Here is a 23606-nt window from a genome sequence, read left to right on the forward strand (position 1 = left end):
GCTCGGCAGGCCGGAAGCACCGCGGCGAGGGTTTCGAACGAGGGCGGGGTGCAGTAGAGTATCCGCATAGCGAACGCCCGTTCGCATAGCGAACAACTCGGCATGGAAGTCGTGTCGACTGGAGCCACTGGAGGCCGGATGATCGACAAGACCGTCGTGGGCGTCGCAGACGCCGTGGCAGGCATCGAAGACGGCGCGACCGTGATGATCGGCGGGTTCGGGAGGGCCGGTCAGCCCGTCGAGCTCATCGACGCGCTGATCGAGCAGGGCGCGGGCGACCTGACCATCGTGAGCAACAACGCGGGCAACGGCGACACCGGCATCGCCGCGCTTCTGGCGAAGAAGCGCGTGCGCAAGGTGATCTGCTCCTTCCCGCGCCAGAGCGACTCGTGGGTGTTCGACGGCCTCTATCGCGCAGGTGAGGTCGAGCTCGAGCTGGTGCCGCAGGGCAACCTCGCCGAGCGCATCCGCGCCGCAGGTGCCGGCATCGGCGCCTTCTTCACGCCGACCGGAGTCGGCACGCAGCTCGCCGATGGCAAGGAGCAGCGCCGAATCGACGGTCGCGAGTACGTGCTCGAGTACCCGATCCGCGCCGATGTCGCCCTGTTCAGTGCGCTCAAGGGCGACCGCTGGGGCAACCTCGTCTTCCGAGAGACCGCGCGCAACTTCGGCCCGATCATGGCGACCGCCGCGAGGACTGCCGTGGCGCAGGTCGATGAGATCGTCGAGCTCGGTTCGCTCGACCCGGAATCCATCGTCGCACCCGGCATCTTCGTCGACCGCGTCGTCGCCGTCGGCGAGCGCCGCTGGCTGGAAGACGGCGTCTTCGTCGGAGGCGTCACACTCGAAGGCGAGCCGCTCGCCGCAGGGGAGGAGTCGAAGTGACCACGCGAATCGACCGCAGCCAGCTCGCCGCGCGCATCGCGACCGACATTCCTGAGGGCGCCTACGTGAACCTCGGAATCGGCGCGCCGACCCTGGTCGCCAACGCGTTGCCGGAGGGGCAGGAGATCGTCCTGCACACTGAGAACGGCATGCTCGGCATGGGACCTAGGCCGGCTGAGGGCCAGATCGATCCGGATCTGATCAACGCGGGCAAGCAGCCCGTCACGGCGCTTCCAGGTGCTGCGTACTTCCACCACGCCGACTCCTTCGGCATGATGCGAGGCGGCCACCTCGACGTGTGCGTGCTCGGCGCATTCCAGGTCGCGCAGAACGGTGACCTCGCCAACTGGTCGACGGGCGCACCCGACGCGATCCCCGCCGTCGGCGGCGCGATGGACCTCGCCATCGGTGCGAAACAGGTGTTCGTGATGACCGATCTGCTCACCAAACAGGGCGGGTCGAAGCTCGTCGAGACCTGCACCTACCCGCTCACGGGTGTCGGCTGCGTCACGCGCGTGTACACCGACCACGGTGTCTTCGACACCTCGCCGGACGGGTTCCGCGTTCGCGAGCTGTTCGGAGACAACACCATCGCCGAGATCGCAGAACTGACCGGTCTCAGCCTGAAGGAGGCGTGAACCATGACCGCGAGCTTCGTCTACGACGCCGTGCGCACACCGTTCGGCCGCGCGGCAGGCGCTCTCAGCGGAGTGCGCCCGGATGACCTGGCCGCCGTCGTCATGAAGGCATCCGTCGAGCGTGCGGGCCTCGACCCCGCCCGCATCGACGACGTCATCTTCGGCGACGCCAACCAGGCGGGCGAGGACAATCGCAACGTGGCGCGCTTCGGTGCGCTGCTGGCCGGATTCCCGACCTCGGTCACCGGCGTCACCGTGAACCGGCTGTGCGCATCGTCTCTCGAGGCCGTCTTCCAGGGTTCCCGGGCGATCGAGTCCGGCGACGCCGACGTCATCCTCGCCGGCGGCGTCGAGTCGATGAGCCGCGCTCCGTTCATCGTCGAGAAGTCGCCGAAGCCGTGGCCCGCCGTCGGCAACCAGACGATGTGGAACACCTCCATCGGCTGGCGGATGGTCAACAAGCAGCTGCCGACGCACTGGACCATCTCGAACGGCGAGTCCGCCGAGAAGATCGCCCGCGAGTGGGGCGTGACGCGCGAGGCCCAGGATGAGTTCGCCGCGCGCAGTCACCGCCTCGCCGCCGAGGCATGGGCATCCGGAGTCTATGACGACGAGATCGCGCAGGTTCCCGGGGTCGAGCTGGCGCGCGATGAGGGCATCCGCGACGGTTCGACCGTCGAGAAGCTTGCGAGCCTCAAGCCGCTGTTCGCCGCGGACGGGTCCGTCACGGCAGGCAACTCCTCGTCGATCAATGACGGCGCATCGGCCGTGCTGGTCGGCGGCGAGAACGCCGTCGACGCCGAACCGCTTGCCCGCATCGCCGGCCGCGGCTGGCACGGTGTCGATCCGGATGACTTCCCCATCGCCCCCATCGAGGCGGCGAACAAGGCGCTGAAGCGCGCGGGGAGGACCTGGGCCGACGTCGACGTCGTCGAGTTGAACGAGGCGTTCTCGTCGCAGTCGCTCGCCTGCATCGCCGGATGGCCCGATCTCGACCCCGAGAAGGTCAACATCCACGGCGGCGCGCTCGCCATCGGCCACCCGCTCGGCGCATCCGGCGGCCGCGTGGTCGGCCACGCCGCGCACGAGCTCAAGCGCCGCGGCGGGGGCGTCGCCGTCGCCGCGCTCTGCATCGGCGTGGGGCAGGGCCTCGCCGTCGTCCTGGAGCGCTAGCGCCTGCTGCGCTGGGTGTGGAGAGCGCATCTCGCGGCGGCGTCGTCGGCGTAAGACGGGTCTTCCTCGTCCGCCTTGCTGAGGCGTCAGTGCGGGAGGATGTACCGAAGTGAAAGGAACCGGATGACCGACACCGAATCGCGCGACTTCGTGCAGTCGCTGGCGCGCGGGCTGCAGGTCATCCGGGCATTCGACGCCGATCATCCGTCGCTCACGCTCACCGAGGTCGCCGAGCGGGCGAGCATTCCGCGTGCGGCCGCGCGGCGATTCCTGCACACGCTCGAGACGCTGGGGTATGTGCGGTCGCGGGCGCGGAGCTTCTCGCTGACGCCCCGCGTGCTCGAGCTCGGGTTCAGCTACCTCTCCGCGCTGTCGCTGCCCGAGATCGTGCAGCCGCATCTCGAGCGGCTGTCTCATCGCGTCGACGAGAGCGTGTCTGCTGCCGTGCTCGACGGCGACCATATCGTCTACGTCGCCCGCGTGCCGACGCGGCGGATCATGAGCGTCGGGATCACGATCGGCACACGCTTCCCCGCGCACGCGACGAGCATGGGGCGCGTGCTGCTCGCGTCGCTGGCCGTCGGCGAGCGGGTGCCGTCCGGGCCGCTCGTCTCGCCTGCGACGGGTCAGCGCATCGACGAGGGGGCGCTCGAAGCGTCCGTCGCGCAGGCGGCGCTGGACGGCTATGCGATCGTCGACGGCGAGCTGGAGCCGGGCGTGCGCTCCGTCGCCGCGCCGGTCCGCGGAGGCGACGGGCGCGTCGTCGCCGCGGTCAATGTGTCGACGGCGAAGACGCGCGTGCCGCTCGAAGCGCTGCGTGAGAGGATCCTGCCCGCTCTGCTGGAGGCGACGCACGCCATCGACGCTGAGCTGCGACACGTCTGATCCTGCCGCGGCCCCACGATCTGGAGGCGGCGAAGAAAGAGCTCGCCTTCGGCAGCTGGAACGAGTAGGCAGACCGCTACCTCGCGGGCCTCTACGCGTCGAAGTTCAGCGCGGACAGACAGCGCACCGGATCGATCGACTGGCTCAAGTCCGACCCCGCGAGTCCGTGGCGCCAGGTGAACTGGCCGCGCTGATCAGTTCCCCGCCGCCGGTGTCCGCGGCGGGGCCTGACCGAATCGTTCGGCTGAGGCGTGCTGCTCCGCCAGGCGGCGCAGCACCAGGAGGAGCGGCTCGGTGAGGATGGAGCCGAGCACCGCGTACCGCAGTGCTGCGGAGGGCTCGGCGGGCATCGCCTCGAGCTCGGCGTGACCGATCCGCTCCGCCGCGGCGATGTAGCCGTCCATGACGACGTCGGGGACGGTGAAGCCTGCATCGTCGAGTGCGTCCAGTGCGCGTGCGAGCTGGAAGATCTCCGGGCTGGAGGGGTCGACGCGCCATCCGGAGCGCTCGACGAGTGCCAGTGCGGCCGAGGGGTCGACGTCCTCGACCGCACCATACGTCGCCATCTGCGCGGCCCCGAGCGCGTGGAACATGTCGTCTCCGGGGTCATCGATGACGCCGAGCACGTCTCGCGCCTGGGAGATCGAGAGGCTCCCAGGGCCGAGCAGGGCGCGCACGAGCCGCAGACGCGCCACGTGCTGTTCGCCGTACTGAGCCTGCGTCGTCGACGTGAGCTCCCCAGGCGGCACGAGTCCCTCGCGCAGGTAGTACTTCGCAGTCGCGGTCGTGACGCCGCCGCGGCGGGCGAGTTCGGAAATGCGCATGAACCTCCTCTTGACATCGGAGAGTATCACTATCCATTATTAGAGAGTGACACTATCCAATACTCAATGCTGGGGAGAGCACCATGCGATCGAAGCCCGAACGTCTCACTCATGACTACGACGGCGAGCTCGTCGTCTTCCTGATCGGCATGCGCATCAACCGCTGGTCGCGCGTCAGGGACTGGTTGCCGACCTTCAGGGCGATGCCTCCGATGATCACGGAGCTGATGAGCGATCCGGATTCGGGGGCCGTCGGCTACCGACTGTTCGGCCTGCCTCGTACGCCGACCGTGCTGCTGTACTGGACCAGTCTCGACAAGCTCTACGAGTACGCGTCTGATCCCGATTCGAAGCACCGCCCCGCCTGGGGCGAGTTCAACCGGCGGGCTCGCACAGCGGACGGTTCGGTCGGAATCTGGCATGAGACCTTCCAGGTGGAACGGGCCGAGACGTTCTACTACGCGATGCCGCCGACCGGTCTCGGCGCGGCGACGGCGCTGAAGCCGGTCACGACGAAGGGCGCGCGGGGCCGGATGCGAGAGGGGCGCACGGCGTCGGCCTGAGCGGGGGCTGTCGAGGCGTTGCGGGGCTGTCGAGGTCGCACGACGGATACGCTGTTATGCATGCGTGAGATCCAAGACCTGGACACCGTCGAACTCATCCTCGAGGCACAGGGCATCTTCGATGCCATCCGGGGCGCTCGTGTCATCGACGCCGGGACGATGCGCGCGCTGCAGCAGTCGGGCAACTACGTCACCGGCTACTTCGACGATGGCCGTATGGTCGGTGCATCCGTGGCCTTCTTCGGCCTCCCGGATGATCGCACGATGCACTCGCACATCACGGCGCTGCTGCCGGAGTTCCGCGGCCGCGGCTGGGGGCGAGAGCTCAAGGAGCATCAGCGGCAGTGGGCGCTGTCGCGCAGCGTCGGCAACATCACATGGACCTTCGACCCGCTCGTGGCCCGCAACGCGCGCTTCTACCTCGGCGTGCTCGGTGCGCGCGTGACCGAGTACGCGGTGAATCAGTACGGCATCTTCGGCGGCGGCGACGCCGGAGACGAGAGCGACCGGCTCGACGTGAAGTGGGCGCTCGCCGACCTGGCTCCGACACCCGCAGACGATGATGTCGAGGCCACGCTCGAGATCCCGGACGACGTCGAGCAGCTGCGCGATGCCGATCCGTCCGCCGCGCACGAGTGGCGGATGAAGGTGCGTCGCGAAATGGCCGTGCTGCACGGGCGCGGCCTGCGCATCGGCGGCTTCGACGCAGCCCGCGGCTACCTCTTCGTGAGCGCCTGACGCCGCACGCCGCCGGCGTGCGGCTACGGCACCGACGGGTGGGCTTCCTGGGTGGGTGTGCGGGGGATCAGCAGCGACATGATCACGGCTCCGACGCCGACGATGGCGCCGATCCAGAAGCAGGTGACGAACGCCTCGGGTGTCGGCACGGATCTGCCGCCGACGTCGACCGTCATCGCGGCGAGCATCGCGGCCATCACAGTCGATGCGCTCGACGTGCCGAGTGAGCGGGCGAGTGCGTTGATGCCGTTCGAGACTCCCGTCTCCTCCGCCGGCACCGAGCGCATGATCATCATCGGCATGGCGGCGAAGCTCAGACCGATGCCGACGCCCACGATGAGGTTGGCGATGAACAGGTGCCAGATCGTGCTCGACCAGATCAGCAGGACGATGTATGACACGGTGACGGCTGCCGTGCCAGCAGTGAGCATGATGCGCGGACCGACAGTGCGCTCGAGCCATCCGGACAGCGGCGAGATGATCATCATGATGAGCCCTGCGGGCATGACCAGCAGCGCGGTCTCGAAAACGCCCACCCCGAACCCGGATCCGGTCTCGACCGGGAGCTCGAGCATCTGCGGCAGCAGCACGTTGCTGCCGAACAGTGCGAATCCCATGCAGATCGATGCGAGGTTCGTGAACAGCACGGCGGGGCGGGCGGCGACGCGCAGGTCGATCAGTGGCTCGCGCGTGCGCAGCTGATACCTACCCCACACGAGCAGTACGACGATGCCGCCGATGCCGCTCAGCAGCGTGGCGGGCGACAGCCAGCCCCATTCCGCGCCGCGCGAGATCGCCAGCAGGATGCCGGAGAGGCCGACCGTGAGCCCGATCATACCGATCACATCGAAATGGCCGAGCGAGCGCAGTGTGCTCTGCGGCACGATGAGGAACACGAGCAGGAACGCGACGACGCCGAGCCCGGCCGACACCCAGAACAGCGTGTGCCAGTTGAAGTGCTCGACGATGAAGGCGCTGACCGGCATGCCGAGCGAACCGCCGACGCCCATGGTCGCGCTCATCAGGGCGACGGCGGTGCCGAGGCGTCCTGGTGGGAGAACGTCGCGCATGATCGCGATGCCGAGCGGCACGACGCCGGTCGTGAGGCCCTGCAGGCCGCGGCCCACGATGATCCAGGCGATGTTCGGGGACAGTGCGGCGACGACCGATCCGACGATGAGCGCCCCGATCAGTGCGAGCACCACCGTGCGCTTGCCGTACATGTCGCCGAGACGGCCAGAGATGGGCGTGGCGCATGCGGCGACGAGCAGCGTGATCGTCACGACCCACGCCGTGTCCTCACGCGGTGCATCGAGCAGGCGAGGCAGCTCGGACTGGATCGGAACCACCAGCGTGAACATGTAGGCAGAAGCCATGCCGGTGAAGGCGAGTGCGAAGACGATGAGCCACTTGGGTACGGAGTGAGTGAGACGGTGTCTGTCGTCATTGCCACTCATTCCTTTCACATTACCTTTGCCGTGAGGCACTCGGCGCCGCCATCCGCGAGATGGGAGGCGAGCAGGTACGCCGGGCGCGACGTCGAGATCGTCTGAGCTGCAGATCGCCGCCTCGTAGGCTGGGTCCATGGACACAGCAGCGCAGCGGGTCGTCGTCACGGGGAGCAGCGGAAAGCTCGGTCGAGCGGTCGTCGCGCATCTCGCAGAGCACGGGTACGCCGTCACGGCGGTGGATCGCGTGCGGCCGGCCGCGCTGCCAGAAGGGACGCAGTTCCTGCAGGCCGATCTCACCGACTACGGGCAGGCCGTCCAGGTGCTCACCCACGTCGATGAGCACTACGGCGCGCTGCCGGTCGGCTCCGGCCCCGGCGTCGACGCCCTCGTGCACCTCGCCGCCATCCCCGCTCCGGGGCTCATCCCCGACGCGGCGACCTTCGCGAACAACACCGCGATCACCTACAACCTCTTCTCCGCGGCGCGGATCGCGGGCGTCCGCCGGGTCGTGTTCGCGTCGAGCGAGACGCTGCTCGGGCTGTCGTTCGCGGACACTCCGCCGCCGTACCTGCCGGCGGACGAGGAGTATGCGGTCCGGCCGCAGACCTCGTACTCGCTCAGCAAGGCCGTCGACGAGGAGATCGCGCGCCACTTCGCTCGCTGGTGCCCGGAGGCGGGCTTCCTCGGATTGCGGTTCTCGAACGTGATGGAACCCGACGACTACGTGAGCTTCCCCGCCTTCGACGCCGACCCGTCGAAGCGCTCCTGGAACGCCTGGGGGTACATCGATGCGCGCGACGGTGCGCTCGCGTGCCGGCTCGCCGTCGAAAGCGGCATCACCGGCACCGAGAACTTCGTGATCGCGGCGGCCGACTCCGTCATGTCCCGGGGCTCGGCCGAGCTCGCGGCCGAGGCGTTCCCGGATGTCCCGCTGCGCGGTGACGTCGAGGGCACCCAGACGCTGCTGTCGATCGAGAAGGCGCGTCGCCTGCTGGGCTTCGAGCCGCAGCATTCCTGGCGCGACTGAGCACCCGGCCAGCGCCGGCGGACAGCATGCCCAGCCCGCGCCAGTAGGATTGGGGCACCGTGCGCGTGTGAGGATTCCGCGCGCGATCCGCACCCCAGCGACCATAGGAGCCACCGTGGCCGAACAGTCCCGCCTCGACAAGGTCATCGCCCTCGCCCGTCACCGCGGGTTCGTGTTCCAAGCGGGTGAGATCTACGGCGGTTCCCGGTCGGCCTGGGACTACGGTCCGCTCGGCACGGAGCTGAAGGAGAACATCCGGCGCCAGTGGTGGCAGACCTTCGTGCGCGGCCGCGGCGACATGGTCGGCCTCGACTCGTCGATCATCCTGCCCAGCAAGGTCTGGGAGGCATCCGGCCACGTCGCCACGTTCACCGACCCGCTGGTCGAGTGCCTGCAGTGCCACAAGCGGCACCGTGAGGACCACCTGATCGAGGCGTTCGAGCAGAAGAAGGGTCGTCAGCCGGAGAACGGGATGGACGACATCGTCTGCCCCGACTGCGGCACCCGCGGCAAGTGGACCGAGCCGCGCTCGTTCTCCGGGCTGATCAAGAGCTACCTCGGCGTCGTCGACGATGAATCGGGCTTGTACTACCTCCGCCCCGAGACGGCGCAGGGCATCTTCACCAACTTCGCCAACGTGGTCACCGCGGCGCGCAAGAAGCCTCCGTTCGGCATCGGCCAGGTCGGCAAGGCGTTCCGCAACGAGATCACGCCGGGCAACTTCATCTTCCGCACCCGCGAGTTCGAGCAGATGGAGATCGAGTTCTTCGTCGCACCGGACGAGGCTCCGGAATGGTTCGACCACTGGGTCGAGGCGTGCTGGAACTGGTTCGTCGACCTCGGTGTGGACCCCGACCACATGCGGCGCTTCGATGTTCCGGATGGTGAGCGCGCACACTACTCCGATCGCACGATCGACTTCGAGTACGACTTCGGCTTCCCCGGCAAGGGCTGGGGCGAGCTGATGGGCGTGGCCAACCGCACCGACTTCGACCTGAAGAACCACATCGAGCACTCCGGCGCGAACCTGTCGTTCTTCGACCAGGCGTCAGGCGAGAAGTACGTGCCGTACGTGATCGAGCCGTCCTTCGGCCTCACCCGGTCGATGATGGCGTTCCTCGTCGACGCATACGCGGAAGAGGAGGTGCCCAACGCGAAGGGCGGCACCGACACCCGCACGGTGCTCAAGCTCGACCCGCGCCTTGCGCCCAACAAGGTCGCAGTGCTGCCGTTGAGCCGCAACGAGCGGCTCTCGCCGCTGGCGCGCAAGGTGGCGGAGGATCTCCGCACCTCATGGAACGTCGACTTCGACGACGCCGGGGCCATCGGCCGCCGCTACCGCCGTCAGGACGAGATCGGCACGCCGCTGTGCGTCACGGTCGACTTCGACTCGCTCGACGACGACGCGGTCACCGTGCGCGACCGCGACACGATGGGCCAGGAGAGGGTCTCGCTCGACGGCCTCTACGGCTACCTCGCTGAGCGCCTGCGCGGCGCGTAGGCGGCGCGCAGGCGAGCAGACGTACTCCGATCAGCAGCAGACCCTGTCGTGGTCTCGAGGTAAGAGCCCGCCACCTCTGCCGCTATAGGTTAGGTAATGCTAAGCTAATCCGGTGTCCGACGTCTCTGCTGCGCCCGCCTGGTCCCTGCGAGCGGGCGAGCTGTCCGTGTCGTACGGCGAGAACACCGTCGTCGATGCCGTCTCGATGACACTGAGACCTGGTCGCGTCACCGCCCTCGTCGGGCCGAACGGATCAGGCAAGTCGACCTTCCTGCGCGCCGTGTCGCGGCTCGTGCGCGCACGCGGCGGATCCGTCGCGCTGCCCGACGCGGACGATGCGTGGACGCTGTCGTCGCGCGAATTCGCCAAGCGCATCACACTCCTCGCCCAGCAGCGTCCGTCGCCTGTCGGCATCACGGTCGCGGATCTCGTCGGCTACGGGCGTCACGCGCACCGTGACGGCTGGCGGGGGCGGGATCCCCTGGGTGCGGCAGCGATCGAGCGCGCGCTCGATCTGACGGGGCTTGACGCGCTGCGCGACACGCCTCTCGAGACTCTGTCGGGCGGCCAGATGCAGCGGGCCTGGTTCGCTGCGGCGCTCGCGCAGGACACCGGCGTCCTGCTGCTCGACGAGCCGACGAACCATCTCGACCTGCGCTATCAGGTCGAGACGCTCGACCTGATGCGCCAGCTCGCGGACGACCATGGCGTCGCCGTCGGCGTGGTCCTTCACGACCTCGCCCACGCCGCCGATGTCGCAGATGACGTCCACGTACTCAGCAGAGGACGCGTCGTCGCACATGGCGATGCGGCCGCCTGCCTCACCGCCGAGCTGCTGAGCGATGTCTACGGGATCCCCGTCGACGTCGCTCACGATCCCGCGACCGGCGCCATCGACATCCGCGCGCGCCGCCAGCGTGCCCGACGGATCGCATCCGCGGTCTGACACTCACCAGGCAGGAGAAGACATCATGACACCACTGCGCGTATCCGCCACCGCAGTCACCGCCCTGACCGCAGTCGCGCTTCTCGCCGGCTGCGGCACAACGAGCGATGCTGTAGGTGAATCGGCAGACGACGCTCAGACCGGTCAAGCGGTCGTCGTGCAGGATGCGGATGGCGAGGACGTCGAGCTGCCGAACGGCGCAGCCTCCGAGATCGTCGCCCTCGAATGGGGTCAGGCCGAGATCGTCGAGTCGCTCGGACTCTCGCTCGTGGGGCTGTCCGACGTCGAGGGATACGAGAGCTGGGTCGGCTCTTCCATGCCGCTCTCGGGCGAGCCCGCCGATGTCGGAACGCGCAGCGAGCCGAGCGTCGAGGCGATCGCCGAGATCGAACCCGACCTCATCGTCGGGGTTCCGAGATCCGTCCCCGATGAGGTGCGCGAGCAGCTCGAGCGCGTCGCGCCCGTGCTCCTGCTGACGCCCGCCGAGGCCTCGGATCCGCTTGGCAACGTCGAGAACACGGTCACGACGCTGGCTACGGCGACAGGGCGCGAAGACGAGGGCCGCGCGCTGATCGACGAACTCGACGCGACGATCGCCGACAACGCCGCGGCCATCGCCGATGCGGGCCTCGACGGCACGCCGGTCGTCTTCACGTCGCCGTACGCCGATGGAAGCAATGTCAGCATCCGCATGCACGGGCCAGGATCCGCTCCGCAGGCAGTCATGTCGGCGATGGGGCTCGAGATCGCGTGGGACGACGATGAGGGCGATGAGGGATACGACCTGACGTACACCGACATCGAGGGGCTCACCGCGCTCCCCGACGACGGGTGGTTCCTCTTCTGGGCCAACGCCGACAGCGAAGACCCCGTCGAGACACACCTCAGCGGCAACGCCGTGTGGGACAGTCTGCCGTTCGTCGAGGACAGGCGCGTCGCCGGCGTCGCCGACGGCATCTGGGTCTACGGCGGGCCTGCGTCGCTGATGGACTTCAGCGACGACGTCACCGCGACTCTCACGGCGGGATGACGCTCGACACGACGCACGCGGCACCCGCCCCCGTCCGCTCCGCGCGACGGGGGCGGGGCGCTGTCGTCATCGGCGCTGTCGTGCTCTGGCTCGCGGTCGCGAGCATCGTCCACCTCACGCAGGGCACGGCCGACGTCGACGCCGCCACCCTCTGGGCCGCCGCCACGGGCGGCGAGCTCCCGCGCGCCGCCGCTGTGCTCATCGAATCGCGGGTCCCCCGCCTCGCGGCCGCTCTCGCGGTCGGGTCGGCTCTGGGCTTCTCCGGCGCCGCGATGCAGTCCGTCTCCCGCAACCCGCTGGCCTCGCCCGAGACGACGGCGGTCGGTGCCGGCGCCTTCTTCGCCCTCACACTCGCGGCGGCGCTGGGCATCGGTCTCTCCCCGCTCGCCGGTCTTGCAGCCGCCTTCACCGGCGGCCTCGTCGCGGCCGCCGCCGTGCTCGGGCTCGCGTCGGGACGCGGCCTGTCGCCCGTTCGGCTCGTGCTCGCCGGATCCGTGCTGACGCTCGGGATATCTTCGCTCACGACCGTTCTCCTCCTCCTTCTCCCGTGGGAGACGCAGGGTCTGTTCGCATGGGGCGCGGGATCTCTCTCGCAGAACGGTCTCGACGCCGTCATCCGCGTCGCACCCGTGCTCGCAGTCGCGGCGGTCGTCGTGCTCGCATTCGGCCGCCGGCTCGATCTCCTCCAACTCGGCGAGGACGCTGCGAGTTCTTTCGGTGTCCCCGTGCTCTCGACGCGCGTATGGGTCATCGTCGGCGCCGTGGCACTCGCCGCCGGTGCCGTGACGATCGCCGGACCGATCGGATTCGTCGGTCTCTGCGCTCCTGCCGTCATGCGCCTCGTGGTGCGCCGGATCCCCGCGCTCCGGCGGCAGCGGACGTTCCTCCTCCTCAGCGCGGTCGCGGGCGTCGCCCTCGTGCTCACCGCGGACGTCGCGCTCCGCATGATGTTCGGTGCCATCGCGGGCGTGACGATTCCGACGGGCGTCGTCACCAGCGTCATCGGCTCAGCCTTCCTCATCGCGGTCGCTCATCGCCTGCCGACGGCAGGAGGAGACGGCGAGTCGCTCATCACGCTCAAGGCCGGAACTCGCATGGGGCGCAGGCGGCCCGGCATCGTCATCGCAGTGGTGGGGGTGCTCGCGCTCGTCGTCGCCATCGGGTCGGTCCTGGTCGGAGACAGCCTCATCCTGCTCGGTGACATCGCGAACTGGATCCGCGGGGCGGCGGCCGTGCGAGTCGAGATCATCCTCGACTCGCGGGTGCCGCGCGTCGTCGGCGCTCTCCTCGCGGGTGCGTGCCTCGCGCTCGCCGGTCTGTTCGTGCAGGCCGTCTCCCGGAATCCGCTCGCGGATCCGGGGATCCTCGGAGTCTCCGCGAGCGCAGGTCTCGGAGGCGTCGTCGTCATCACGGTGCTTCCCGTGAGCTCCGACCTGCTCGTGTTCACGGGCGCGGCGGCAGGGGCGGCGGGCGCAGCCGTGCTCCTGGCGCTCTTCGGCCGTGCCGATCAGCTGCGCCTCGTGCTCGTCGGCATCGGCGTCGGCGCGGGCGCGGCGGCACTCACGACGCTGCTCATCGTCGGCACGGATCCGTGGAACCAGACGAAGGCCATCACTTGGATGGGCGGGTCCACCTACGGTGCCTCCCTGGTGCAGATCGCACCGATGGCGATCCTCTTCGTCGTGGCGGCGGTCGTCGTCGCGCGCACGCGGAGGGACCTCGACGTGCTCCAGTTCGACGACACGGCGCCGCGCGTATGGGGCGTGTCCGTCGAGCGCTCGCGCGTCGTGCATATCGGGCTCGCTGTCGCGCTGACCGCTGCGGCAACCGCGTGCATCGGCGTGATCTCGTTCGTCGGCCTGGTCGCCCCGCACGCGGCACGCATGATCGTCGGGAAGAGCCACGCCGCACTCGCCCCGCTCACGGCGATCCTCGGCGCAGGTCTCGTCGTCGTGAGCGATGCCGTCGGCCGCACGGTCCTCGCCCCAGAGCAGCTGCCGGCCGGCCTCGTCGTCGCCCTGATCGGCACGCCGTACTTCCTCTGGCTCCTCCGCCGCATGCGCGAGGGGTGAGGCGTGTTGTCCGCGTAGGTATGCGCAGACGAGAGATCGATACGCCGAGCGTCGGCCACTATCCGGCAGGCGGACACCGGATACGAGTCTGCAGACGCAGGAGCGCACTCGATGACCGCCTTCGAGCTGGCGGTGCAGAACGTGCACGGCGCCGGAGCTCTCGAGCGCAGTTTGTGATGCGATCGCGTATCCTCACCGCATGCGCCGCTTCCTGCTCGCCCTCGTCGCCTTCTGCGTGATCGCGGCCGGTCTCGCGGTGCACGCACTCGCGCCCGACGGATTCGTCGGCGACGCGGCGGGCGATGCGCTCTACGCCGTCCTGATCTACCTGCTTGTGGCGTTCGTCTTTCCGCGCTGGCCCGTGTGGGCATCAGGAGGCGTCGCGCTCGCGTGGTGCACGGCGATCGAGTTCTTCCAGCTCACGGGCCTGCCCGAGCTGTGGGGGATGGCGTTCCGTCCGCTCATGCTCGTATTCGGCACGGTGTTCTCCTGGTGGGACATCGTGATGTACTCCGCAGGGGTTGCGATCGCCGTTGTGGTCGACTCGATCATCCGGATGGCCGGACGGGCGAGGCGGCGGAGCGCGGAACGGATCGCCTCGCGGGCGGACCGATGATCAGCCCGTGACGGTGATCGCCGCGTACTCGGAGCCCCCGGCCTCCGTCCACGCGAGGGAGCGCTCGAGGATGCCGCGGAGCACATCGAGATCGACCTGCGTCAGATCCCGCAGATAGAGACAGCCCACGCCCGTCGTGTGCGCGCCGAGCCGTGCCAGCGCCTCGGCGTGTGCGTCGACGCCGTCGAGCAGGTAGATGGTGGTCGCCGTCTTGCGCGGCGCGAAGCACAGCAGGGGCGAATCGCCCTCGTTGCCCGTCGGATAGCGGTAGCGGCAGGACCCGAATCCGATGATCGTGCCCCACTCCTCGGGCTCGCGACCGGTGATATCGCGCAGCAGCGCGATGAGCGCCTCCGCGTCCCGCCGCCTCGCCGCGGGGGCGGCGCGTGCGATCAGCCCCGTGACATCCTTGCCGGTGCGCTTCACTTCTAGGCCTTCGCCGCGGCCTTCATCGCCTTCTTGGTCTCGCGCACCTTCGCCAGCGACTCCGGGCTGACGATGTCCGCGACCGAGCGGAACGCACCGTCCTCCCCGTACGGTGCGCATGCTTCGCGCCATCCGGATCCCGCATACCCGTACTGCTTGCCGAGCAGCGCGAGGAAGATCTTCGCCTTCTGCTCGCCGAATCCCGGCAGCGCCTTCAGTCGCTTCAGCACCTCGCGGCCGTCCGGATCGCCCGAGGTCCACAGCGCAGCGGCATCGCCGCCCCATTCGTCCACGATCCTCTGACAGAGGGTCTGCACGCGCCCCGCCATCGAGCCGGGGAAGCGGTGCACGGCCGGCGTCTGCCGGAACGCCTCGACGAAGGCCTCGGGGTCGTAGCCCGCGATCGTCTCCGCGTCGACGGCACCGATCCGCTCGTGCAGCTTGCGGGGCCCCGCGAACGCGGTCTCCATCGCGACCTGCTGGTCGAGCAGCATGCCTGTGAGAAGCGCGAGCGGGTTGTCGGTGAGGAGCCGGTCTGCGGCGGTGTCTCCGGTGATGTGAAGGGCCATGGGGCTATCTTCTCGCGATTCGGTCGGATCAAGCCAGGCGCATGCATGACCACGTACCATGTTCGCATGGGTGGGATCACCTTCGACGCGGATCGGCTCCGCGAGATCGGCGAGCGCTACGGCGTCGCGCGATTGGAGGTGTTCGGTTCGGTTGGTCGAGGGGACCAGCACGGTGACAGCGATCTCGACCTGCTGTACGAACTCAAACCCGGAACTCGATTGGGGTTCGCCTTCTTCGAACTCGAGGACGAACTGACGGAGCTGTTCGGGCGCCATGTGGATCTTGTCGCACGCGACGCCGTGAACGAGCACATCCGTCCGCAGATCCTTCACGACGCTCGGCTGTTCTATTAGGTCGCATCCTCCGCGATGAGCGGAGCGAGCTTCTCGAGGTCATGACTGTTCGTGCGGCGCTCATACTCGCGCATGAAGTCGAGCGCCGTGGAACCATTCTTGCCCATGGCTGACGCACCTGCTGGTCGAGCAGCATCCCCGTCAGCAGCGCGAGCGGATCGTCGGTGAGGAGCCGGTCGGTCTCGGCGTCCCCTGTGATGTTCAGCGCCATGCCCCATCCTCTCGCATGCCACGGGGCGTCACCCCTCGGCGTCCGGATTCGGGGCGGGGCCGCCTCGGACGAGCCCTCGGGGAACGGAGGCGCGGGTGCACTCATCCGACGGATACGCCTCTTTCGTGCAACTCGAGCAGGGATTCGAGGACGCGAGCGGAGCTGCGTGAGTTTAGGAAGTTTAGTTTCGGGCACGGAGTGGGAACTGCACGTAGAAAAGGCATCAGCACTGGTTGCAGTTCGTCTGTATAGCAACGATTGACAAGGCAGTACAAAACCGGTTTACTGAACGTGTTCAGTCCCCTCGTGGGATGTCGGATGCGTCTCCCGCGGGCGATTCGGCACCGTCGGTCGATCCACCCGGCGTAAGGCGAGTCATCGTCTGCGCGGATCGGCTCCTTGGAGGGGCAGAGATCACAGCTGGAGACTCGCGTGGGGGTCTTCGAACGAAGGAGTTCTGCGCAATGAAGCGTTACGCAGGTACCGCCATACTCTTCGCCGTTGTGCTGCCTCTGGCAGCGTGCGCCTCCGGCGGGGCCGATGAGGCGGATGAGGCGGATCTCGCATCCGGCCCGATCAAGATCTGGTACTCGACGAACGAGCAGGAGATCGCCTGGGGCGAGGCTGTCGTCGAGACTTGGAACGCTGAGAATCCCGACGAGCAGGTGACGGCGGAGGCGATTCCGTCCGGCAAGTCCTCGGAGGACGCGATCGGCGCGGCGATCACGGCAGGCAACACGCCGTGTCTGGTCTACAACACCGCTCCCGCCGCTGTGCCGGCGTTCCAGAAGCAGGGCGGGTTGGTCAACATCTCGCAGACGTTCGACGACGGAGAGTCCTTCATCATCGAGCGTTCCGGCGACGCCGCGGACGGGTTCCGCTCGCCCGACGGTGACCTCTACCAGGTCCCGTGGAAGGCGAACCCCTTCATGCTCTACTACAACAAGGACGCGTTCGAGGCAGCAGGTCTGGACCCGGAGAACCCGGAGCTGTCCACGTACGACGACGTGCTGGCTGCGGCCGCCGCCATTCAGGAGGCCGACTCGGCGGACTTCGCGCTCTACCCGCCCGCGTCGAGCGACTACACGAACTCGCTGTTCGACTTCTATCCGTTCTACCTCGCGAACTCCGGAGGCACGCAGCTGGTCAGTGACGGTGCGGCGACCTTCGCCAGCGAGGAGGGCATGGAGACGCTCGAGTTCTGGAGGACCCTGTACGCCGAGGGCTACTCGTCCGCCGAAGCGTACAGCGGCGACGCGTGGGCAGGGCCCTTCGCCGACGGCGTCGCCGCGATGGGCATCGCCGGCCCCTGGGGCGCGGCACAGTTCGACGGCAAGGTCGACTACGGCATCGTGCCGCTGCCAACCGCCGACGGAATGCCGGTGGAAGAGACCTACACCTTCGGCGACTCCAAGAACGTCGGCCTGTACACCTCCTGCGAGAACCAGCAGACCGCGTGGGACTTCGTGAAGTTCTCGATGGATGCCGAAAACGACCTCGCACTGCTGGAGACGACCGGACAGTTCCCGATTCGCACGGACATCGACACGGTCGCCGCGGACTACCTAGCCGAGGACCCGGTGCTGGAGACCTTCTCGCGCGGAGTGCCGCTCACGGTGGACGTCCCGAACATCCCCAACACCACGGAGATCTGGCAGACGTTCCGTGATGCATGGAGCGGCGCGGTCATGGCCGGCGAGGGCGACCTCGACGAGACCATGCGCTCGGCCGCAGAGACCATCGACGGTCTCGCCACGCAGGAATAGTCCCGCCTCTCCCCACCGCCCGGGGTGCGCCCCCCGCCGCACCCCGGGCATCTCCACAGTCACAGCAGCACGTGCGCCGCGGCGCAGGCGCGCACACCCGACACTCACGCCAGGCAAAGGAGCCCGTTCGATGAGACGCATCAAAGCCCTGCTCGCCCTCTCCCTCGTCCTTATCCTCGGAGTCAGCGGGCTGTCCGCGAGCCCTGCCGTCGCCGCAGGGTCGGACGAGGACATCAGTGTGATCATCGATCGCCTTCAGGACTACTACCTCGCCCAGGGCGACGAGATCATCATCGCCAACGGCATCTATCTCGCCCGCACGTCCGAGGCCCTCGACTACGTCGAGTCTCAGGAACCGGACGGGTCCTGGGACGATGTGGACTACGCGGACCGGACCAGCTCAGCGAACGGAGCGACCTGGTCGGCGTACATCGCGCTGTACCGTATGGTCGCGATGGCCCACGCCTACCGCGATCCCACAGCCCCCGGGTTCGAGGACCCGGCTCTGGTTGAGGCCCTTGATCGCGCCCTCCTGTACTGGGACGAGGCGGACCCTGGCAACGCGAACTGGTGGGAGACCGAGATCGGTGAGTCGATCGCGATGGGCCGAGTCTCGATCCTCCTGCGCGATGAGCTCAGCGACGCCGCTCTTCAGGTCTCACTGGAGCACAACACCGGCAAGCTCGACCCGGTCGGCGCCAACGGTGCCTGGCGTACATCGAACTACATCTTCGAGGGGCTCGCGACGGGTGATCTCGATCGGGTCACCGACGGGTTCTCCACGATCGTGGAGACGATCGCCGTCGACCCCTCCGGCGAGGTGAACGAGGCCGTGCAGCCGGATGGGAGCTTCTGGGCGCACGGCGCACAGCTCTACAGCGAGGGCTACGGCATGGTGCTGTTCACGTACGCGGCTCTCTGGGCCGATGCCGCGCGCGGCACCGGGCTGGCGTTCACGCGTGACCAACTCGACTCGATCGCCTTCTACATCGTCAACGGCACGCGGTGGATGATCCGCGGCGAGATCGGGATGCTCTACCTCAACTACCGTCCGCCGAAGACGATCCAGGGCGTCACGAGCCACGCGTCCGAGTTCATCGAGCCGTTGCAGTGGATGGTGCGCACCGACCCGCTCTACGCCACATCGTACGAGGCGATGCTGGATGGGATCCTCGGCGAGACGCGGACCAACGGAGCCTCCGGGAACAAGTACTTCTGGCGCTCGGAGTTCAGCTCGCACATCCGTGACGAGTACGGCATCTTCACCCGGCTGAACTCGTCGCGCACGTTCGGAGCGGAACTGCGCACGGCGTATCGCGACGAGCTCGGCAATCCCGTGTACTGGAACGCGATGGGGTCGACCGCAATCCAGGTGAACAATCGCGAGTACCTCGATCTGGGGCCGACGTTCGATTGGGTCCACTACCCCGGCGTCACTGCGCCGGATGAGAAGCGCACGGAACGCGGTGTCGCGAACCGAGGACGCAACGGGGACGGCGCGAGCTTCACCGGCGGTGTCTCCAACGGCGAGTACGGTGCGAGCGTCCTGACGCTCGACACGGCACGGACCGAAGCCCGCAAGAGCTACTTCGCCTTCGACGACCAGGTGGTCGCGCTGGGCACGGATATCTCTTCCGACAGCGACGCCGCCGTGCACACGACGATCAACCAGGTGGTCGCGAAGGACAATGCGAGCGTCGGCGGCGAGAGCGTCGCGCCGGGGACCGCCTTCGACAGCGTCGGGGACGCGCGCTGGGCGTACAACGACGAGGTCGGCTACGTCTTCGCAGAGGGCCAGGATGTCCGTGTGTCGAACCGCACCCAGACCGGTAGCTGGATCGATGAGGACCCGGTGGATCGCGACGCGTTCATGCTTCACATCGACCACGGTGAGAAGCCGACCTCCGGTTCTTACGAGTACACGGTGCTCCCCGCGGCTGAGCCCGAGCAGGTCGAAGCGTACGTCGCGGCGCCCGCGGTGCGCACGCTGAGCAACGACTCCGACGTGCAGGCCGTGCGACACGACGATCTCGCACTCACGATGGCGACCTTCTACGGCGCGGGTTCGGTCGATCTCGGCGGTGGGCGTGCGCTCACCGTGGATGAGCCGGCTCTCGTCCTCGTCGACGAGAGCGGGGCCCGTCCTGTCGTCAGCGTCGCCAACCCCGACCGACCGGGCTTGTCGGTGTCCGTCTCTCTCGAGGGGGCCGGCGACGACTGGTCGGGTGTCTTCGGTCTCGGATCCGGTGCGAACGTCGGCAAGACGGTGACCGCTCCTCTCGTCGAGGACGCTCCGGCTGAAGCGTCGGATCACTCCGCCAGCACGACCGCCGACGGCAGTTCGGTGCAGGCTCTTGGCGACGGCGACCGGGACACGGTCTGGAGCGCGGGCGCGCCCGCTCCCGCCTGGGTCGCCACCCGTCTCGAGCGCGGCTCATGGGTGACGAAGGTCACGATCGACTGGGCGGATGCCTTCGCCACCGACTTCCTCGTGCAGACCTCGAACGACGGCGAGGAATGGACGGATCATGCGCGCGTCTCGGACGCCGAGGGCGGCACCAGCGAGGTGGAGATCACGCCGACCCCCGCGGAACACGTGCGGGTGGTCATGCTCGATGGTGAGCAGGAGGATGTCGCTGTTCGAGAGCTCCGAGTGGACTCCGGCGTCAATCTGGCGATCGACGCCGAGACGCGTGCGTCCGGGTATGCGGGGTACAACCTCGTGCACCTCATGAACGACGGCGACGGGGAGACGCGGTGGCGAGGGAACAACTCCGACAGCGCCTGGGCACAGGTGGACCTGGGCAGCAGCCAGCCCGTGTCGACCGTGCGGTTGCATTGGGAGGCGGCGTTCGCCAAGGCGTACCGGATCCAGCTCTCGGACGACGGCGCGAGCTGGCGGGACGCGTACACCACGCCTTCGGGCGGAAGCGACGGCGGCACGGACGTCATCGACCTCGGAGACGAGAGCGCTCGGTTCGTGCGTATGCAGACCGACATGCGCGCGCTCAACTATGGTCCGTCGCTGTGGGAGTTCGAGGTCTTCGCCGACAGCTCGGTCGCGGATGCACCGGTCATCGCCGCCGAGCAGGACAACCTGGCTCTCGGCAAGCCGACGACGGCGGACAGTGTGCACAACGACAATGCGACCATCGTCGCATCGAAGGCCACCGACGGTCGGAGTCGACCAAGTGGTCCTCGGCCCGCGCACGCGAGGAGCACTGGATCCAGGTCGATCTGGAGCGCGTCCAGCCGATCTCCCGCGCGATCGTCAGGTGGGAGGCGGGAACGTCGAACGAGTACCGGATCGAAGGGTCCGTCGACGGCGAGACGTGGAGCCCGATCGTCGAGGTGGACGAAACGCAGTCCTCGTTGACGCATGTCCACGACTTCGCCTTCACCGAGGTGCGCTATGTGCGGCTGACCGGAATGCCGGCCACGCAGTACGGACTGAACATTTGGGAGCTGGAGTTGTACGGATACACGCTCGACTGCGAGGGAGCGGTGGAGGCGGGACGCGACGGTTCCGCGACGGTGGCGGCCACGTTGGCTCCGGCCGACGCGGAGACATCGTTCTCGGTGGCCTCGATGGACGAGTCAGTCGTGACGATCGCGGGCGAAGCTCGCGTCGATGCGGATGGCCGGGTGGAGGCCGACCTCGATACGCACGAGCCGGGAGCGACGCAGGTGCTGCTGCACCATTCGCGCGGCGACGAGGTCGCCTCGTGCGATGTGGTCGTCTCCGCGGACACGGCGCGGATCGATGAACTCGTGGAGCGCGCGAACGGCTTGGACAGCACCCTCTACACGTCCGACAGCTGGCGTCCCGTGCTCCCCGCGCTCGAGGCGGCGAAGATCGTCCTCGCGACACCGGGTGCTGCTCAGCAGAGCGTGGACGACGCGGCCGAGCGGCTCGCGGCTGCCCTCGACGGACTTGCGAAGCGCGACGACGAGCCGGGCGCCGAGGCGCCGTCAGCACCGCGCGATGTGACCGCGTCGGCGACGGCGGGTGCAGTTCACGTCGAATGGTCCGCTCCCGAAGACGACGGTGGCGCGACGGTGACGGCCTACGAGGTCACGGCCGGTGACCGTGTCGTCGAGGTCGATGGCGGAGTTCTCTCCGCGGACGCTGCCGGATTCGAGCCGGGAACGTATGCGGTGAGTGTGCGAGCGCGCAATGCCGCTGGCTGGTCGGATCCCTCCGAGGAGGTCACAGTGGACGTCTCCGAGGACGGGCAGGTCGCACCGACCATCACGGTCAAAGGATCGCTGCGCGTTGGCGGTGCGATCGTCGTGACGGGCGCGGGGTTCGAACCGGACACCGAGTACACGCTGGAGCTGCGGTCCACACCGCAGCGCCTCGGCGCCGTCGCGACGGACGGCGAAGGTCGTTTCGCTCTCTCGACGACCATCGCTGACGGCGCCGAACCCGGCGAGCACACAATCGTGGCGATCCTCGATGGTGAGGACATCGCGTCTGCTCGGATCCAGATCGCCGCGGCGCAGCCCGGTGATGGCTCCGGCGACGGGGATGGCGGCGACGCGGGCGGCGACGGATGGCTGCCGTCCACCGGTGGCGACACCGCGTGGGTTCCGTGGGCGGTCGGGGGAGCAGTGCTGTTGCTGCTCGCCGGAACCGCGGCCATGTTGATCCGACGCCGACGCGCGACGGACTGACCCTTCCGCGAAGGGCGGGTGGATGAGCACATCCACCCGCCCTTCTGCTGCGCGGAGCTCGGCACGAGGAAACGGGTATGCCCACCGCCTGGAGCGGTGGGCATACCCGTTTCGGACGCGCCGGAAGCGGACTCAGTCGGTTCGCTCGAGTTCGGCGACGCCGATGGAGGAATCGGCCATGCCGTAGAAGACGAAGTGGCGCCCGCCGATCTCCTCGATCGCGGTCGGGAAGACGACGTTACCGAGAGTCCCCTGCAACTCCTCGGCGGTCTCAGGCTCCAGGAGAGGCTCGGCGGTGCGTCCGATGACGCGACGCGGGTCCTGCGCATCGAGCAGGATGGCCCCGGCCGAGTACCGCGACCCGTAGGCGAGTTCGAACCCCTTCGGCGTCGGGCCCGAAACGCCGTGATGCAGGACGAGCCAGCCCTCCGGGACGCGCAGTGGCGCGGGGCCGGCTCCGATCTTGGCGCTCTCGTACTCCAACTCCGGGCTCGCGATCATGGCTGAGTCGTCGACGAGCGTCAGCGCGGAGAGATCCGCGCGAGCGGCCTCCAGATCCACATACCCGATCCAGATGGAGGGACGGTCGTCGGTGATGCCCGCGGGGGGGCGCGAGCCCTCGCCGGGACGCAACCAGTCCAGGTCCCACATCGGACGGTGCAGCAAAGCGATGCGGGGGCTACCGTCGGGCCCGGCAACGGCTTCGGGGAAGAAGACGATGTCCTTGTTCGGGAACAGATTGAGGTCGGTGTCGAGCTCCGACTGGTACGCGAAGCGGAGAGGTCCGAGACGCCGCCAGGCGACGGTGTCCTGGGAGACGGCGAGAGCGGGCCTGGGACCGAGAGGGCCGTACGCCACGTAGGTCATGACGTGGAGCCCGAGAGGCTCGAGGAACGTGATGCGAGGGTCCTCCACGCCGGCGTTCTGACGGCCGTGTTCCCAGCCCTCGTCGGGGGAGAGCACCACGTCCAGACGCTCGACGCCCACCGGGACGTCGTCCACGACGATGCGCGCGCGACCGACGCGAGAGACGTTGCCTTCGGCGACCATACGCGGGTAGAGATAGAGCTCGCCGTCGGCTGCGCGGGCCGTGCCGGGATTCAGCACGCCCTCCACCTCCAGCGGATTGCCCGGTTCGGGGGACATGAGCGTCCCGAGGCGACGAAGGGTGTAGGGGATCGTGACGCGCGTGGGTGAGTTGCCGAGAGTAGTCATTGCCTTGCCTTGTGTCTGGTCGCCGTCGGGCGGTGGGTG

The 23606-nt window shown here is 68.3% G+C and carries 20 protein-coding genes and 2 pseudogenes; 16 read left to right on the plus strand and 6 right to left on the minus strand.

The genetic code is table 11. The annotated features are described in order from the left end of the window. Positions 1 to 138 precede the first annotated feature (138 nt). The 4 genes from DZG09_RS03985 (at position 139) to DZG09_RS04000 (ending at position 3581) form a co-directional block, all read left to right on the plus strand. On the plus strand, positions 139 to 885 hold the full coding sequence (locus tag DZG09_RS03985; protein WP_119696387.1) for a 3-oxoacid CoA-transferase subunit A: 747 nt from the start codon (positions 139 to 141) through the stop codon (positions 883 to 885). Further along, positions 882 to 1523 carry a 3-oxoacid CoA-transferase subunit B gene (locus tag DZG09_RS03990; protein ID WP_119696388.1) on the plus strand — a complete coding sequence of 214 codons (642 nt, stop codon included), beginning with the start codon at positions 882 to 884 and terminating at the stop codon, positions 1521 to 1523. The genes DZG09_RS03985 and DZG09_RS03990 overlap by 4 nt, the downstream gene beginning before the upstream one ends. A gap of 3 nt (positions 1524 to 1526) precedes the next feature. After that, on the plus strand, positions 1527 to 2696 hold the full coding sequence (locus tag DZG09_RS03995) for a thiolase family protein (RefSeq protein WP_119696389.1): 1170 nt from the start codon (positions 1527 to 1529) through the stop codon (positions 2694 to 2696). A gap of 123 nt (positions 2697 to 2819) precedes the next feature. Further along, positions 2820 to 3581, plus strand: coding sequence for an IclR family transcriptional regulator domain-containing protein (locus DZG09_RS04000; protein WP_119696390.1), 762 nt, complete (start codon positions 2820 to 2822; stop codon positions 3579 to 3581). Between the two features lie 194 nt (positions 3582 to 3775). Here the strand turns inward: DZG09_RS04000 and DZG09_RS04005 are convergent, their stop codons facing one another. After that, entirely contained in the window at positions 3776 to 4405 is a 630-nt protein-coding gene (locus DZG09_RS04005; protein WP_119696391.1) for a MerR family transcriptional regulator, read from the minus strand. Between the two features lie 83 nt (positions 4406 to 4488). On the opposite strand from DZG09_RS04005, the gene DZG09_RS04010 reads away from it, so the two are divergent. After that, a complete protein-coding gene (locus DZG09_RS04010; RefSeq protein ID WP_119696392.1) occupies positions 4489 to 4968 on the plus strand; it encodes a DUF4188 domain-containing protein in 480 nt (159 codons plus the stop codon). A gap of 60 nt (positions 4969 to 5028) precedes the next feature. Next, a complete protein-coding gene (locus DZG09_RS04015; RefSeq protein ID WP_119696393.1) occupies positions 5029 to 5706 on the plus strand; it encodes a GNAT family N-acetyltransferase in 678 nt (225 codons plus the stop codon). 23 nt (positions 5707 to 5729) lie between these two features. Here the strand turns inward: DZG09_RS04015 and DZG09_RS04020 are convergent, their stop codons facing one another. Continuing rightward, positions 5730 to 7163 carry an MFS transporter gene (locus DZG09_RS04020; RefSeq protein ID WP_119696394.1) on the minus strand — a complete coding sequence of 478 codons (1434 nt, stop codon included), beginning with the start codon at positions 7161 to 7163 and terminating at the stop codon, positions 5730 to 5732. A 127-nt stretch (positions 7164 to 7290) separates the two neighbouring features. Here DZG09_RS04020 and DZG09_RS04025 point away from each other — a divergent pair, with 127 nt between their 5' ends. From DZG09_RS04025 to DZG09_RS04050, 6 genes are all read left to right on the plus strand, one after another. Further along, positions 7291 to 8184, plus strand: a complete 894-nt coding sequence (locus DZG09_RS04025; RefSeq protein WP_119696395.1) for an NAD-dependent epimerase/dehydratase family protein — start codon at positions 7291 to 7293, stop codon at positions 8182 to 8184. 115 nt (positions 8185 to 8299) lie between these two features. Beyond that, positions 8300 to 9685, plus strand: coding sequence for a glycine--tRNA ligase (locus DZG09_RS04030; RefSeq protein WP_119696396.1), 1386 nt, complete (start codon positions 8300 to 8302; stop codon positions 9683 to 9685). Positions 9686 to 9797: 112 nt separating this feature from the next. Further along, on the plus strand, positions 9798 to 10631 hold the full coding sequence (locus DZG09_RS04035; RefSeq protein ID WP_276116031.1) for an ABC transporter ATP-binding protein: 834 nt from the start codon (positions 9798 to 9800) through the stop codon (positions 10629 to 10631). Between the two features lie 25 nt (positions 10632 to 10656). Next, entirely contained in the window at positions 10657 to 11661 is a 1005-nt protein-coding gene (locus DZG09_RS04040) for an ABC transporter substrate-binding protein (protein WP_119696397.1), read from the plus strand. Next, positions 11658 to 13733: an iron ABC transporter permease gene (locus DZG09_RS04045; protein WP_119696398.1), complete on the plus strand. Its 2076-nt coding sequence runs from the start codon at positions 11658 to 11660 to the stop codon at positions 13731 to 13733. Before DZG09_RS04040 ends, DZG09_RS04045 begins: the two co-directional genes overlap by 4 nt. Positions 13734 to 13932: 199 nt before the next feature. Continuing rightward, positions 13933 to 14349: a ribosomal maturation YjgA family protein gene (locus DZG09_RS04050; protein WP_119696399.1), complete on the plus strand. Its 417-nt coding sequence runs from the start codon at positions 13933 to 13935 to the stop codon at positions 14347 to 14349. Here DZG09_RS04050 and DZG09_RS04055 read toward each other — a convergent pair whose 3' ends face one another. Together DZG09_RS04055 and DZG09_RS04060 are read right to left on the minus strand one after the other, a co-directional pair. Then, complete coding sequence (locus DZG09_RS04055) at positions 14350 to 14775, minus strand: DUF1801 domain-containing protein (RefSeq protein ID WP_119696400.1); 426 nt, start codon at positions 14773 to 14775, stop codon at positions 14350 to 14352. Positions 14776 to 14777: 2 nt separating this feature from the next. After that, a complete protein-coding gene (locus DZG09_RS04060; protein WP_119696401.1) occupies positions 14778 to 15344 on the minus strand; it encodes an HhH-GPD-type base excision DNA repair protein in 567 nt (188 codons plus the stop codon). A gap of 66 nt (positions 15345 to 15410) precedes the next feature. On the opposite strand from DZG09_RS04060, the gene DZG09_RS04065 reads away from it, so the two are divergent. Beyond that, positions 15411 to 15698, plus strand: a complete 288-nt coding sequence (locus DZG09_RS04065) for a nucleotidyltransferase family protein (RefSeq protein WP_119697380.1) — start codon at positions 15411 to 15413, stop codon at positions 15696 to 15698. 115 nt (positions 15699 to 15813) lie between these two features. Here DZG09_RS04065 and DZG09_RS16850 read toward each other — a convergent pair. Next, positions 15814 to 15909 (minus strand): annotated as a pseudogene (locus DZG09_RS16850) (HhH-GPD-type base excision DNA repair protein); the annotation flags it as partial. 464 nt (positions 15910 to 16373) lie between these two features. On the opposite strand from DZG09_RS16850, the gene DZG09_RS04075 reads away from it, so the two are divergent. The 3 genes and pseudogenes from DZG09_RS04075 (at position 16374) to DZG09_RS04085 (ending at position 22352) form a co-directional block, all read left to right on the plus strand. Next, a complete protein-coding gene (locus tag DZG09_RS04075; RefSeq protein WP_119696402.1) occupies positions 16374 to 17675 on the plus strand; it encodes an ABC transporter substrate-binding protein in 1302 nt (433 codons plus the stop codon). A 130-nt stretch (positions 17676 to 17805) separates the two neighbouring features. Continuing rightward, positions 17806 to 20694, plus strand: a pseudogene (locus DZG09_RS16855) (polysaccharide lyase family 8 super-sandwich domain-containing protein); the annotation flags it as partial. A gap of 8 nt (positions 20695 to 20702) precedes the next feature. Then, positions 20703 to 22352 carry a discoidin domain-containing protein gene (locus tag DZG09_RS04085; RefSeq protein ID WP_119696404.1) on the plus strand — a complete coding sequence of 550 codons (1650 nt, stop codon included), beginning with the start codon at positions 20703 to 20705 and terminating at the stop codon, positions 22350 to 22352. Positions 22353 to 22484: 132 nt separating this feature from the next. Here the strand turns inward: DZG09_RS04085 and DZG09_RS04090 are convergent, their stop codons facing one another. After that, positions 22485 to 23567, minus strand: a complete 1083-nt coding sequence (locus DZG09_RS04090) for a glycoside hydrolase family 130 protein (protein WP_119696405.1) — start codon at positions 23565 to 23567, stop codon at positions 22485 to 22487. Positions 23568 to 23606 lie beyond the last annotated feature (39 nt).

Source organism: Microbacterium halotolerans (assembly GCF_003569805.1).
Taxonomy (GTDB): Bacteria; Actinomycetota; Actinomycetes; order Actinomycetales; family Microbacteriaceae; genus Microbacterium; species Microbacterium halotolerans.